This window comes from Pseudomonas sp. 273, assembly GCF_029201425.1.
Classification (GTDB): domain Bacteria; phylum Pseudomonadota; class Gammaproteobacteria; order Pseudomonadales; family Pseudomonadaceae; genus Pseudomonas; species Pseudomonas delhiensis.
In genome coordinates this window covers 4,864,005-4,877,654 of the sequence record NZ_CP116775.1, presented here as the reverse complement: position 1 = coordinate 4,877,654, position 13,650 = coordinate 4,864,005, and the positions used below count along the sequence as shown (strand labels likewise).

The following is a 13,650-nucleotide window of genomic DNA, read 5'->3' as shown; positions in this document are numbered from 1 at the left end:
GGAAGCCCCATGAACGCAGTCAATTCGCATCACCAGGACAAGGCGACCCTGCTCGAGCGCCTGATCTTCAACAACCGCCCGATCGTGATCTTCATCTGCCTGCTGGTGACCCTGTTCCTCGCCTTCCAGGCGACCCAGGTGCGGCCGTCCACCAGCTTCGAGAAGATGATCCCGCTCAAGCACCCGTTCATCCAGAACATGCTGAGCCACATCAACGACCTGTCCAACCTGGGCAACACCGTGCGCATCTCGGTGGAGGCGGTGAACGGCGACATCTTCACCAAGGAGTACATGGACACCCTGCGGCAGATCCATGACGAGGTGTTCTACATCCCCGGCGTCGACCGTTCCGGCCTGAAGTCGCTGTGGAGCCCCAGCGTGCGCTGGACCGAGGTGACCGAGGAAGGCTTCGCCGGCGGCGAGGTCATCCCGCAGACCTACGACGGTTCGGCCAAGGCCCTGGAGAAGCTGCGCGACAACGTGCTCAAGTCCGGGCAGATCGGCCGCCTGGTGGCGAACAACTTCAAGTCCAGCATCGTCGACGTGCCGCTGCTGGAGGTCTACCCCGACGCCAAGGACCAGAGCAAGCTGCTGAAGCTGGACTACCGGCAGTTCTCCCATGAGCTGGAAGAGAAGATCCGCGACAAGTACCAGGCGCAGAACCCCAACGTGAAGATCCACATCGTCGGCTTCGCCAAGAAGGTCGGCGACCTGATCGACGGCCTGGTGATGGTGGTCGGCTTCTTCGGCATCTGCTTCGTCATCACCCTGGTGCTGCTGCTGTGGTTCACCAAGTGCGTGCGCTCGACCATCGCCGTGCTGTCCACCACCCTGGTGGCGGTGATCTGGCAGCTCGGCCTGCTGCACAGCATCGGCTTCGGGCTGGACCCGTACTCGATGCTGGTGCCGTTCCTGATCTTCGCCATCGGCATCTCCCACGGGGTGCAGAAGATCAACGGTATCGCCCTGCAGTCCAGTGACGCGGAAACCCCGCTGCTGGCCGCGCGGCGCACCTTCCGCCAGCTGTTCCTGCCGGGCATGATCGCCATCCTGGCCGACGCCGTGGGCTTCATCACCCTGCTGGTGATCGACATCGGGGTGATCCGCGAGCTGGCTATCGGCGCTTCCATCGGCGTGGCGGTGATCGTCTTCACCAACCTGATCCTGCTGCCGGTGGCGATCTCCTACATCGGCATCAGCAAGCGCGCGGTGGAACGCAGCAAGAAGGACGCGGTGCGCGAGCATCCGTTCTGGCGCCTGCTGTCCAACTTCGCCAGTTCCAAGGTGGCGCCCATCTCCATCCTGATCGCCCTGGTGATGTTCGCCGGCGGCCTCTGGCAGGGCCATCACCTGAAGATCGGCGACCTCGACCAGGGCGCCCCGGAGCTGCGCCCGGACTCGCGCTACAACCAGGACAACGACTTCATCATCCGCAACTACTCCACCAGCTCCGACGTGCTGGTGGTGATGGTCGAGTCGGCGGCCGAGGGTTGCTCCGCGCACCAGACGCTGCAGGCCATCGACGAGCTGTCGTGGAAGCTGGAGAACACCGAGGGCGTGCAGTCGGCCATCTCCCTGGTCACCGTGTCCAAGCAGGTGATCAAGGGCATGAACGAGGGCAACCTGAAGTGGGAGACCCTGTCGCGCAACAAGGACGTGCTGAACAATTCCATCAGCCGCGCCGACGGCCTGTACAACAGCAGCTGCTCGCTGGCGCCCCTGCTGGTGTTCCTCAACGACCACAAGGCCGAGACCCTCGACCGCGCCGTGCATGCCGTGCAGGAATTCGCCGCCGAGCACGAGAAGGATGACCTGAAGTTCAAGCTGGCCGCGGGCAACGCCGGCATCGAGGCGGCCACCAACGAGGTGATCAAGCAGTCCGAGCTGATCATCCTGGTGCTGGTCTACATCTGCGTGGCGGTCATGTGCATGATCACCTTCCGCTCCTTCGCCGCGACCCTCTGCATCGTCCTGCCGCTGATCCTCACCTCGGTGCTGGGCAACGCGCTGATGGCCACCCTCGGCATCGGCGTCAAGGTGGCGACGCTGCCGGTGATCGCGCTCGGCGTGGGCATCGGCGTGGACTACGGGATCTACATCTACACCCGCCTGGAGTCCTTCCTGCGCCAGGGCCTGTCGCTGCAGGAGGCCTACTACGAGACCCTGAAGTCCACCGGCAAGGCCGTGCTGTTCACCGGCCTGTGCCTGGCCATCGGCGTGGCCACCTGGATCTTCTCGGCCATCAAGTTCCAGGCCGACATGGGCCTGATGCTGACCTTCATGTTGCTGTGGAACATGTTCGGCGCGCTCTGGCTGCTGCCGGCCCTGGCCCGCTTCCTGATCAACCCGGAGAAGGTGCGGGCGAAGAAGGCCTCGATCCTGGTCCACTGATCCAGGGGACTGCTGTGAAAGACCGCGGCTTCGGCCGCGGTTTTTTTGCTTGTCGGGGCGACGAACCCATCACCCCGGCTACCCGGAAGTGTAGGAGCGGGCCCTGCCCGCGAATCGCGCGCAGGGCGCGCTCCTACAAGGAAGCGCTGCGCTTCACCGTCAGCATTTTGCCTGCGCTATAGGAGCGAGCTTGCTCGTGAACGGCGTAGGTGTTGGGCTCAAGAGCCCCCTCTCCCGCAAGCGGGAGAGGGGGCTGTCCTGAGCGGCCGGAAAATCCGCAGCCATCCTGATACTCCTGGCTACGTCGCTACTCCCACCGTAGGGCGAATAACCGTTCGCGGTTATCCGCCGTTGGCCTTGGCCGCCCCCCGGGATTTCGTCGGAAATCCGCGCCACACCTGGCTCCGAGAAAGTTGGAACGCTTCCTGCAGATACCCTTGCGCCGGCACCGTCGGCGTCAAAAGTTTGTTGTACCAGGGCAGGGGAGTTCGGGGTGGATCGTACGCAATTGATCGGAACAGTGCGCAGCAACCTGGCCGGCCTGGGCCGCGGCAACCTGGGTGTGCCGCTGCTGCTGCTGGCGATGCTGGGCATGATGACCCTGCCGATCCCGCCGTTCCTGCTGGACGTGCTGTTCACCTTCAACATCGCCCTGTCCATCGTCGTCCTGCTGGTCTGCGTGTACGCCCTGCGCCCGCTGGACTTCGCCGTTTTCCCGACCATCCTGCTGGTCGCCACCCTGCTGCGCCTGGCGCTGAACGTCGCCTCCACCCGCGTGGTGCTGCTCCACGGCCACGACGGCCACGCCGCCGCCGGCAAGGTGATCCAGGCCTTCGGCGAGGTGGTGATCGGCGGCAACTACGTGGTCGGCATCGTGGTCTTCGCGATCCTCATGATCATCAACTTCGTGGTGGTCACCAAGGGCGCCGGGCGCATCTCCGAAGTGAGCGCGCGTTTCACCCTGGACGCCATGCCCGGCAAGCAGATGGCCATCGACGCCGACCTCAACGCCGGCCTCATCGAGCAGGCCGAGGCCAAGAAGCGCCGCGCCGAGGTGGCCCAGGAGGCCGACTTCTACGGCTCCATGGACGGTGCCAGCAAGTTCGTCCGCGGCGATGCCGTCGCCGGCCTGCTGATCCTCTTCATCAACCTGATCGGTGGCGTCGCCATCGGCGTGATCCAGCATTCCATGTCCTTCGGCGACGCCGGCAAGGTCTACGCCCTGCTGACCATCGGCGACGGCCTGGTGGCGCAGCTGCCGTCGCTGCTGCTGTCCACCGCGGCGGCGATCATGGTGACCCGCGTCTCCAGTTCCGAGGACATGGGCCAGCAGGTCAACCGGCAGATGTTCGCCTCGCCCAAGGCCCTGGCCATCTCCGCCGCCATCCTCATCGCCATGGGCCTGGTCCCGGGCATGCCCCACGTCTCCTTCATCGGCCTCGGCTCGGTGGCCGCCGGCGGCGCCTGGCTGATCGTCCAGCGCCAGCGCAAGGCGGCCCAGGCCGAGGTCCAGGAAACCCAGCGCCAGCAGGAGCTGCTGCCGGCCCAGCGCGCCCAGGAAACCAAGGAGCTGGGCTGGGACGACGTGACCCCGGTGGACATGGTCGGCCTGGAGGTCGGCTACCGGCTGATCCCGCTGGTGGACCGCAACCAGGGCGGCCAGCTGCTGGCGCGGATCAAGGGCGTGCGCAAGAAGCTGTCCCAGGACATGGGCTTCCTGATGCCCTCGGTGCACATCCGCGACAACCTCGACCTGCTGCCCAACGCCTATCGCTTGACGCTCATGGGCGTCAGCGTGGCGGAAGCGGAGATCTACCCGGACCGCGAGCTGGCGATCAACCCCGGCCAGGTCTTCGGCACCCTCAACGGCATCGCCGGCAAGGACCCGGCCTTCGGCCTGGAAGCCGTGTGGATCGAGCCCGGCCAGCGCGACCAGGCGCAGTCCCTGGGCTACACCGTGGTGGACGCCAGCACCGTGGTCGCCACCCACCTCAACCAGGTGCTGCACAAGCATGCCCATGAGCTGCTCGGCCACGAGGAAGTCCAGCAACTGCTGCAGCTGCTGGCCAAGACCTCGCCGAAGCTGGCGGAAGAACTGGTTCCGGGGCTGATTTCCCTGTCCACCCTGCTCAAGGTCCTGCAGAACCTGCTGCAGGAGCAGGTGCCGGTGCGCGACATCCGCACCATCGCCGAGGCCATCGCCAACGTTGCCGCCAAGAGTCAAGATCCCGCCGCCATGGTGGCCGCGGTACGGGTGGCGCTGAGCCGCGCAATCGTCCAAGGCATTGTGGGACTAGAGCCGGAGCTGCCTGTGATCACCCTGGAGCCCAGGTTGGAACAGATCTTGCTGAACAGCATGCAGAAGGCCGGGCAAGGTTCGGAAGACGGCATTCTGCTGGAGCCGGGCATGGCGGAAAAACTGCAGCGCTCGCTGGTCGAGACCGCACAGCGCCAGGAAATGCTCGGCAAGCCGGCGATCCTGCTGGTGGCCGGGCCGATCCGCGCGATGATGTCGCGTTTCGCGCGGATGGCGGTGCCGAGCATGAGCGTGCTGGCCTACCAGGAAATTCCGGATAACAAGCAAGTCACCATCGTCGCCACCGTTGGACAGAACTGAAGGACAGCGCCATGCAGGTTAAACGCTTCTTCGCCGCCGATATGCGTCAGGCCATGAAACTGGTCCGTGACGAGCTGGGCGCGGATGCCGCCATCATCGGCAACCGCCGGGTCGCCGGCGGTGTCGAGCTGACCGCGGCGCTGGACTACCAGCCGCCGGCAGCGGCCAGCAAGCCGAACCCGGCGCTGGAGGCCGAGCTGCGCCAGACCCAGCAGCGCATCGCCCAGGCCCGCGCCGAGCTGGACAGCCCGGTGCGCGCCGCCGCCACCGCGCGCAAGGACCGTCAATTGTACGGCGCCGAGCCGGCCAAACGCCCGAGCCTGGCCGAGGCCATGGCCGCCCCGGCGCCCGCCGCCGCGCCGGCCGCCGTCAGCCAGCAGGCACTGGACGCCATGCGCTTCGAACTCAACGGCCTGCGCGAGCTGCTCGAAGTGCAGCTGGGCTCCATCGCCTGGAGCCAGCTGCAGCACCAGCGCCCGAAGCAGGCCGGCCTGTGGCGCCGCCTGCAGCGCATGGGCATGCCGGCGGACCTGGGCCGCCAACTGCTCGAGCGCGTGGCCTCGATCGCCGACCCCAAGCAGGCCTGGCGCATGCTCCTGGCCCACCTGGCGCGCTCGATCCGCACCCCCGACGCCGACCTGCTGGAGCAGGGCGGGGTGATCGCCCTGGTCGGCCCGGCCGGCATGGGCAAGACCACCACCCTGGCCAAGCTGGCGGCGCGCTACGTCCTCAAGTACGGTGCGCACAACCTGGCGCTGGTCAGCATGGACAGCTTCCGCCTGGGCGCCCAGGAGCAGATCAAGTCCCTGGGCCGCATCCTCAACGTGCCGGTGACCCTGGTCGACCCCGGCCAGTCGCTGCTGCAGGCCATGGCGCCGCTGGCGGGCAAGCGCCTGGTGCTGATCGACACCGCCGGCCTGCCGGCCAGCGACCCGGCGCTGCGCATGCAGCTCGAGGCCCTGGCGGCGCAGAGCCTGAACGTGAAGAATTACCTGGTGCTGGCCGCGACCAGCCAGAGCCAGGTGCTCAAGGCCGCCTGGCACGCCTATCGCAGCTGCGGCCTGGCCGGTTGCATACTGACCAAGCTGGACGAGGCGGGCAGCCTGGGCGAGGCCCTGGCGCTGGTGATAGCACAACGCATGCCGGTTGCCTATCTGGCGGACGGGCCGCGAATTCCGGATGATCTGCAGGTGGCGCGCGCGCACCAGTTGGTCAGCCGCGCGGTCAGCCTGCAGGCTCCCGAGGAGCCATGCGAGGACACCATGGCCGGCATGTTCGCCGGCCTCTATCAGCAGCCGGCGCGACACGTCGGCTGACGGATTCCAGGGGCGCCCCCGCACGCGGGGGTTCCAGGCGGATACGGATGCTCGAGCAGATCCGTAAGCGCTGGTGGCGGGAGAGCACCGCGACCGGCAGACCCAGGCGCCCACCGCGCCGGGGACGATGAAGAGACAAGGTAAGACTATGGGTATGCATCCCGTTCAGGTAATCGCGGTCACCGGTGGCAAGGGTGGCGTCGGCAAGACCAACGTCTCGGTGAACCTGGCGATGGCGCTGGCCGACCTCGGCCGCCGCGTCATGCTGCTGGACGCCGACCTCGGCCTGGCCAACGTCGACGTGCTGCTGGGGCTTTCGCCCAAGCGCACCCTGGCCGACGTCATCGAAGGCGAATGCGACCTGCGTGACGTGATCCTCCAGGGCCCCGGCGGCATCCGCATCGTCCCGGCGGCCTCGGGCACGCAGAGCATGGTGCAGCTCTCGCCCATGCAGCACGCCGGGCTGATCCAGGCCTTCAGCGACATCAGCGAGAACATCGACGTGCTGCTGGTGGACACTGCCGCCGGCATCGGCGATTCGGTGGTCAGCTTCGTCCGCGCGGCCCAGGAAGTGCTGCTGGTGGTCTGCGACGAACCGACCTCGATCACCGATGCCTACGCACTGATCAAGCTGCTGAACCGCGACTACGGCATGACGCGCTTCCGCGTGCTGGCGAACATGGCGCACAGCCCGCAGGAAGGGCGCAACCTGTTCGCCAAGCTGACCAAGGTCACCGACCGCTTCCTCGACGTGGCGCTGCAGTACGTCGGCGCCATCCCCTACGACGAGTCGGTGCGCAAGGCCGTGCAGAAGCAGCGCTCGGTGTATGAAGCCTTCCCGCGCAGCAAGGCCTCGCTGGCCTTCCGCGCCATCGCCCAGAAAGTCGACAGCTGGCCGCTGCCGGCCAACCCGCGCGGGCACCTGGAGTTCTTCGTCGAACGCCTGGTGCAGCATCCGACCACGGGTTCGACCGTATGATGAGCGGCTCCGGAGCGCTTATGTACAGCAAGACGCAGGCGCGCAATTCCCAGGAAGAACTGATCCAGCGCTATGCGCCGCTGGTCAAGCGTATCGCCTACCACCTGCTGGGCCGGCTGCCGGCCAGCGTGCAGGTGGAGGACCTGATGCAGGCCGGGATGATCGGCCTGCTCGAGGCGGCGAAGAAGTACGACCAGGGCAAGGGAGCCAGTTTCGAGACCTACGCCGGCATCCGCATCCGCGGGGCCATGCTCGACGAGGTGCGCAAGGGCGACTGGGCGCCGCGTTCGGTGCACCGCAACACCCGCCTGGTCAGCGACGCGATCCGCACCATCGAGGCGCGAACCGGACGCGACGCTAAAGATCAGGAAGTCGCTGCCGAACTCAATATGAGCCTCGACGATTACTACGCGATCTTAAGCGACACCCAGGGCAGCCGCCTTTACAGTTTCGACGACCTGCTGCAGGAAGGCGCCCAGGGCCCGGCGGAAGACACCACGCACCTGGACAACGAGCCCTCCCACGGCCTGGAGGACGAGCGTTTCCAGCAGGCGCTGGCCGACGCCATCACCAAGCTGCCCGAGCGCGAGCGCCTGGTGCTGGCGCTGTACTACGACGAGGAGCTGAACCTCAAGGAGATCGGCGAGGTGCTCGGGGTGAGCGAGTCGCGGGTCAGCCAGCTGCACAGCCAGTGCGCCGCGCGCCTGCGGGCCCGGCTGTCGGAGTGGCGTGCGCACTGATCGACCGGTGGACACAAGGAAGTAACGGAATTTTCCGGCGGGGCGTATAGAATCCCGTCGGCGCGATAGGTGCTGGCCCTTCGCCATGAAGGCCGGCGAGCGTGCGGGGAGGGGACGGCAGGCGCCGGCAGCCCGCTCCGCCGCGGACAAGCAACACGGCAGGCGCCGCCAGGGCGCCCGCCCAAGGGTATTCAAGGCGCGCCCGCCACTGCGCGCCGGGACTGGACGGAGGCAGGTTTGGACAAGAACATGAAAATTCTCATCGTGGACGACTTCTCCACGATGAGGCGCATCATCAAGAACCTCCTGCGCGACCTGGGGTTCACCAACACCGCGGAAGCCGATGACGGCACCACCGCGCTGCCGATGCTGCACAGCGGCAACTTCGACTTCCTCGTCACCGACTGGAACATGCCCGGCATGACCGGCATCGACCTGCTGCGCGCGGTACGCGCCGACGAGCGCCTGAAGCACCTGCCGGTGCTGATGGTCACCGCCGAGGCCAAGCGCGACCAGATCATCGAAGCGGCCCAGGCCGGGGTCAACGGCTACGTGGTCAAGCCTTTCACCGCCCAGGTGCTGAAAGAGAAGATCGAGAAGATATTCGAGCGGGTCGGCGGCTGAAGCCGACCAAGAGGGCGTCATGGATCTCGTCAACGAATCCAAGGGGGGCGACTTCGAGTCGACCCTGAAGAAACACGCGCGCGAATTGGTCGAGAGCCTGGAGCGCGGCGAAGTGCAGCAGGCCGTGCAGCTCATCCAGGAGCTCAACCAGGCCCGTGACCGCGGCCTCTACCAGGAGGTCGGCAAGCTCACCCGCGAGCTGCACAACGCCATCGTCAATTTCCAGATCGACCCGCGCTCGCGCCACGCCGAGGAAATGTCGCAGATCGCCGACGCCACCGACCGCCTGTCGTACGTGGTGCAGATGACCGAGAAGGCGGCCAACCGCACCATGGACCTGGTGGAAGAGTGCACGCCGCTGGTCGGCCACATCGAGGGCGAGGCCAAGGAGCTGCAGGAACAGTGGTCGCGCTTCATGCGCCGCGAGCTGGGCCCTGAGGCCTTCCGCGAGCTGGCCAAGCGCGTCGAGGCCTTCCTCTACAGCAGCGCCCAGGACAGCCGCAAGCTCTCTGCGCACCTGAACGACATCCTGCTGGCGCAGGACTTCCAGGACCTCACCGGGCAGGTGATCAAGCGCGTCACCCGGCTGGTCACCGAGGTGGAGAGCAACCTGGTCAAGCTGGTCTGGATGGCCGGGCAGGTGGATCGCTACGCCGGTATCGAGCACGACCACGAGGGCCTGCGCACGGCCGTCGAAAAAGAAAGATCGTCCAAGGGTGAAGGTCCGCAGGTTGCTGCCGATAAGAGAATGGACGTCGTATCCGGTCAGGACGATGTCGATGACCTGTTGTCCAGCCTTGGTTTTTGAGGTGTGTGAACACACCGTGGGGAGCACCGAATGAGCTTCGACGCCGATGACGAGATCCTCCAGGACTTTCTGGTGGAGGCCGGCGAGATTCTCGAGCAACTGTCCGAGCAACTGGTCGAGCTGGAAAGCCGGCCGGACGACATGGACCTGCTCAATGCCATTTTCCGTGGTTTCCACACCGTCAAGGGCGGCGCCGGCTTCCTCCAGCTGAACGCCCTGGTGGAATGCTGCCACGTGGCGGAGAACGTCTTCGACATCCTGCGCAAGGGTGAACGCCGCGTCACCTCCGAGCTGATGGACGTGGTCCTGCAGGCGCTGGACACGGTCAACGTCATGTTCGCCCAGGTCCGCGACCAGGAAGAGCCGACCCCGGCCACCCCCGAGCTGCTCGCCGCGCTGGCGCGCCTGGCCGAACCGGGCGACGACGACGCCGTCGAAGCCGCGCCCCAGGAAGAAGCCGCCGCGCCGGAACCCGCCGCCGAGCCGGCCGCCTATGGCGACATCACCGACGCCGAGTTCGAGCAACTGCTCGACGCCCTGCAGCCGGGCGACCAGGCGCCGCAGGCCGAACAGCCGCCGCAGGCCGGGGCCGCCGGCGCCGGCGACGAGATCACCGACGACGAATTCGAGGCCCTGCTCGACCAGTTGCACGGCAAGGGCCAGTTCAGCGGCGCCAGCAGCCTGCCGGAAGAGTCGGCCGCTGCGCCCGCTCCGGCCGAAGCGCCGGCCGCTGGCGACGAGATCACCGACGACGAGTTCGAGGCGCTGCTCGACCAGTTGCACGGCAAAGGCAAGTTCGGCGGTGCGACGGAAGAACCCGCTGCGCCTGTCGCCTCCGCTGCGCCGGCCGAAGCCGAGGCGCCCGCCGCCGGCGGCGACAACATCACCGACGACGAATTCGAGGCGTTGCTGGACCAACTGCACGGCAAGGGCAAGTTCAGCGCCGACGCTGCCGCCACGCCGGCCCCGTCAGCCGCCCCCGCGCCGGCCAAGGCCGCCGAGCCGGCCGCCGTGGCCAAGCCCAAGCCCGCGCCCAAGCCGGCCGCCAAGCCCGCGGACAGCCCGCGCCCGGCCGCCGTTCCCGCGCCGGCCCACGAGAAGAGCGCCAGCGAGGCGGAGACCACGGTGCGCGTGGACACCGCGCGCCTGGACGAGATCATGAACATGGTCGGCGAGCTGGTGCTGGTGCGTAACCGCCTGGTGCGCCTGGGCAGCAACAGCGGCGACGAGGCCATGGCCAAGGCCGTGGCCAACCTCGACGTGGTCACCGCCGACCTGCAGATGTCGGTGATGAAGACGCGCATGCAGCCGATCAAGAAGGTCTTCGGACGCTTCCCGCGGCTGGTGCGCGACCTGGCGCGCAACCTGAAGAAAGAGATCAACCTCGAGCTGGTGGGCGAGGAGACCGACCTGGACAAGAACCTGGTCGAGGCCCTGGCCGACCCGCTGGTGCACCTGGTGCGCAACGCCGTGGACCACGGCATCGAGTCGCCCGAGGAGCGCGAGGCCGCCGGCAAGGCGCGCGGCGGCCGGGTGGTGCTGTCCGCCGAGCAGGAGGGCGACCACATCCTGCTGTCGATCTCCGACGACGGCAAGGGCATGGACCCGGACATCCTCCGCGCCAAGGCGGTGGAGAAGGGCCTGCTGGACAAGGACGCCGCCGAGCGCCTGAGCGAGTCGGACTGCTACAACCTGATCTTCGCCCCGGGCTTCTCGACCAAGACCGAGATTTCCGACGTGTCCGGCCGCGGCGTCGGCATGGACGTGGTGAAGACCAAGATTTCCCAGCTCAACGGCATCATCAACATCTACTCGGCCAAGGGCCAGGGCTCGAAGATCGTCATCAAGGTGCCGCTGACCCTGGCGATCATGCCGACGCTGATGGTGATGCTCGGCGACCAGGCCTTCGCCTTCCCGCTGGTCAACGTCAACGAGATCTTCCACCTGGACCTGTCGCGCACCAACGTGGTCGACGGCCAGGAAGTGGTGATCGTCCGCGACAAGGCCCTGCCGCTGTTCTACCTCAAGCGCTGGCTGGTGCCGGGCGCGCAGTGCGACGAATCCAGCGAGGGCCACGTGGTGATCATCTCGGTGGGCACCCAGCGCATCGGTTTCGTGGTCGACCAGCTGGTGGGCCAGGAAGAGGTGGTGATCAAGCCCCTGGGCAAGATGCTCCAGGGTACCCCCGGCATGGCCGGGGCGACCATCACCGGCGACGGGCGCATCGCCCTGATCCTCGATGTGCCGAGCATGCTCAAGCGCTACGCGCGGCGTATCTGACCCGGCGCGCGGGGACGCCCGCGCGCCCGCAAGGCTTCAATCAGGAGTGTTTATGGCTGTCAAAGTCCTGGTAGTGGACGATTCGGGATTCTTCCGCCGCCGCGTCTCGGAGATCCTCTCCGCCGACCCGCAGATTCAGGTGGTCGGCACGGCCACCAACGGCCGCGAGGCGATCGAGCAGGCGCTGGCGCTCAAGCCCGACGTCATCACCATGGACTACGAGATGCCGCTGATGGACGGCATCACCGCGGTGCGCAACATCATGCAGCGCTGCCCGACGCCGGTCCTGATGTTCTCTTCGCTGACCCACGAAGGCGCCCGCGTCACCCTCGACGCCCTGGACGCCGGCGCGGTGGACTACCTGCCGAAGAACTTCGAGGACATCTCGCGCACCCCCGAGAAGGTGCGCCAGTTGCTCTGCGAGAAGGTCCACAGCATCGCCCGTGCCAACCGCCGCTATGCGTCCTTCCTGAGTTCCCCCGGCAGCGGTGCCAGTACCCCGGCGCCGGCCAGCGCCGCGCCGCGCGCCTCGGCGCAGCCAGCCCCTGCCACAGCCCCGGCGGCCTCCGCCTCGCCAAAGCGTAAGCCCTACCGGCTGGTCGCCATCGGTACCTCCACCGGTGGGCCGGTAGCCTTGCAGCGGGTGCTGACCCAGCTGCCGGCCAACTTCCCCGCGCCCCTGGTGCTGATCCAGCACATGCCGGCGGCCTTCACCAAGGCCTTCGCCGAGCGCCTGGACAAGCTCTGCAAGATCAGCGTCAAGGAAGCCGAGGACGGCGACCACCTGCGCCCCGGCCTGGCCCTGCTGGCGCCCGGCGGCAAGCAGATGATGATCGACTCGCGCGGGGTGGTGCGCATCCTCCCCGGCGACGAGCGCCTGAACTACAAGCCCTGCGTCGACGTCACCTTCGGCTCGGCGTCCAAGGCCTACGGCGACAAGGTCCTGGCGGTGGTCCTCACCGGCATGGGCGCCGACGGCCGCGAGGGCGCGCGCATGCTCAAGCAGAGCGGCAGCCAGGTGTGGGCCCAGGACGAGGCCAGCTGCGTGATCTACGGCATGCCCATGGCCATCGCCAAGGCCGGCCTGGCCGACGCCGTGTACAGCCTCGACGACATCGGCCGGCACCTCTCCGAGGCCTGTGGCTGATGGATGTACTGAGCCTCGTCGGCCTGATCCTCGCGCTGGTCGCCATCATCGGCGGCAACTTCCTCGAGGGCGGGCACATCAGCGCCCTGGCCAACGGCCCGGCGGCGCTCATCGTGGTCGGCGGCACCCTGGCCGCGGCCCTGGTGCAGACCCCGGTGCTGGTGCTCAAGCGCGCCCTGAGCCTGCTGCGCTGGATCGTCCTGCCGCCGAAGATCGACCTGGCCGGCGGCATCAACCGCGTGGTGGGCTGGAGCATGACCGCGCGCAAGGAAGGCCTGCTGGGCCTGGAAACCGTCGCCGATGCCGAGCGCGACCCCTACGCGCGCAAGGGCCTGCAGCTGCTGGTGGACGGCGTGGAGCCCGAAGCCATCCGCAGCATCCTCGAAGTCGACCTGTTCAACCAGGAAGGCCGCGACCTGCAGGCCGCCAAGGTATTCGAGGCCATGGGCGGCTACGCGCCGACCATCGGCATCATCGGCGCGGTCATGGGCCTGATCCACGTGATGGGCAACCTGGCCGACCCCAGCCAGCTGGGCAACGGCATCGCCGTGGCCTTCGTCGCCACCATCTACGGCGTGGGCATGGCCAACCTGCTGCTGCTGCCGGTGGGCAACAAGCTCAAGAGCCTGGTGCTGCGCCAGTCCAGCTACCGGGAAATGCTCATGGAAGGCCTGCTGTCCATCGCCGAGGGCGAGAACCCGCGCTCCATCGAACTGAAGCTGCAAGGCTTCGTCGGCTGAGGGGCGCT

General features: G+C 67.3%; 10 protein-coding genes. All 10 read left to right on the top strand.

The window, feature by feature from the left end; all coding sequences use genetic code 11:
• Positions 1-9 precede the first annotated feature (9 nt).
• Positions 10-2,391: an RND family transporter gene (locus PKO50_RS22155; protein WP_109933508.1), complete on the top strand. Its 2,382-nt coding sequence runs from the start codon at positions 10-12 to the stop codon at positions 2,389-2,391.
• Between the two features lie 493 nt (positions 2,392-2,884).
• Complete coding sequence (gene flhA, locus PKO50_RS22150) at positions 2,885-5,008, top strand: flagellar biosynthesis protein FlhA (protein WP_109933507.1); 2,124 nt, start codon at positions 2,885-2,887, stop codon at positions 5,006-5,008.
• A gap of 11 nt (positions 5,009-5,019) precedes the next feature.
• Positions 5,020-6,324, top strand: coding sequence for a flagellar biosynthesis protein FlhF (gene flhF, locus PKO50_RS22145; protein ID WP_109933506.1), 1,305 nt, complete (start codon positions 5,020-5,022; stop codon positions 6,322-6,324).
• A gap of 148 nt (positions 6,325-6,472) precedes the next feature.
• On the top strand, positions 6,473-7,303 hold the full coding sequence (gene fleN, locus PKO50_RS22140; protein WP_009621094.1) for a flagellar synthesis regulator FleN: 831 nt from the start codon (positions 6,473-6,475) through the stop codon (positions 7,301-7,303).
• Entirely contained in the window at positions 7,300-8,043 is a 744-nt protein-coding gene (gene fliA / locus PKO50_RS22135; RefSeq protein WP_074984740.1) for an RNA polymerase sigma factor FliA, read from the top strand. Before fleN ends, fliA begins: the two co-directional genes overlap by 4 nt.
• Positions 8,044-8,292: 249 nt before the next feature.
• The gene (locus PKO50_RS22130) at positions 8,293-8,667 is read left to right on the top strand and encodes a chemotaxis response regulator CheY (protein WP_009621098.1); all 375 of its coding nucleotides are present in this window, start codon (positions 8,293-8,295) and stop codon (positions 8,665-8,667) included.
• A 19-nt stretch (positions 8,668-8,686) separates the two neighbouring features.
• Positions 8,687-9,475, top strand: coding sequence for a protein phosphatase CheZ (locus PKO50_RS22125; RefSeq protein ID WP_089392719.1), 789 nt, complete (start codon positions 8,687-8,689; stop codon positions 9,473-9,475).
• A gap of 30 nt (positions 9,476-9,505) precedes the next feature.
• Positions 9,506-11,755: a chemotaxis protein CheA gene (locus PKO50_RS22120; RefSeq protein WP_109933503.1), complete on the top strand. Its 2,250-nt coding sequence runs from the start codon at positions 9,506-9,508 to the stop codon at positions 11,753-11,755.
• Positions 11,756-11,807: 52 nt separating this feature from the next.
• Positions 11,808-12,902, top strand: a complete 1,095-nt coding sequence (locus tag PKO50_RS22115; RefSeq protein WP_109933502.1) for a chemotaxis response regulator protein-glutamate methylesterase — start codon at positions 11,808-11,810, stop codon at positions 12,900-12,902.
• On the top strand, positions 12,902-13,642 hold the full coding sequence (locus PKO50_RS22110) for a flagellar motor protein (RefSeq protein ID WP_275627243.1): 741 nt from the start codon (positions 12,902-12,904) through the stop codon (positions 13,640-13,642). The genes PKO50_RS22115 and PKO50_RS22110 overlap by 1 nt, the downstream gene beginning before the upstream one ends.
• Positions 13,643-13,650: the final 8 nt, after the last annotated feature.

Excerpts from the sequence above, each read along its gene's own strand:
- PKO50_RS22155 (WP_109933508.1), top strand. The coding sequence starts at position 10 with ATGAACGCAGTCAATTCGCATCACCAGGACAAGGCGACCCTGCTCGAG.
- flhF (WP_109933506.1), top strand. The coding sequence starts at position 5,020 with ATGCAGGTTAAACGCTTCTTCGCCGCCGATATGCGTCAGGCCATGAAA.
- fleN (WP_009621094.1), top strand. The coding sequence starts at position 6,473 with ATGGGTATGCATCCCGTTCAGGTAATCGCGGTCACCGGTGGCAAGGGT.
- fliA (WP_074984740.1), top strand. The coding sequence starts at position 7,300 with ATGATGAGCGGCTCCGGAGCGCTTATGTACAGCAAGACGCAGGCGCGC.
- PKO50_RS22130 (WP_009621098.1), top strand. The coding sequence starts at position 8,293 with ATGAAAATTCTCATCGTGGACGACTTCTCCACGATGAGGCGCATCATC.
- PKO50_RS22125 (WP_089392719.1), top strand. The coding sequence starts at position 8,687 with ATGGATCTCGTCAACGAATCCAAGGGGGGCGACTTCGAGTCGACCCTG.
- PKO50_RS22120 (WP_109933503.1), top strand. The coding sequence starts at position 9,506 with ATGAGCTTCGACGCCGATGACGAGATCCTCCAGGACTTTCTGGTGGAG.
- PKO50_RS22115 (WP_109933502.1), top strand. The coding sequence starts at position 11,808 with ATGGCTGTCAAAGTCCTGGTAGTGGACGATTCGGGATTCTTCCGCCGC.
- PKO50_RS22110 (WP_275627243.1), top strand. The coding sequence starts at position 12,902 with ATGGATGTACTGAGCCTCGTCGGCCTGATCCTCGCGCTGGTCGCCATC.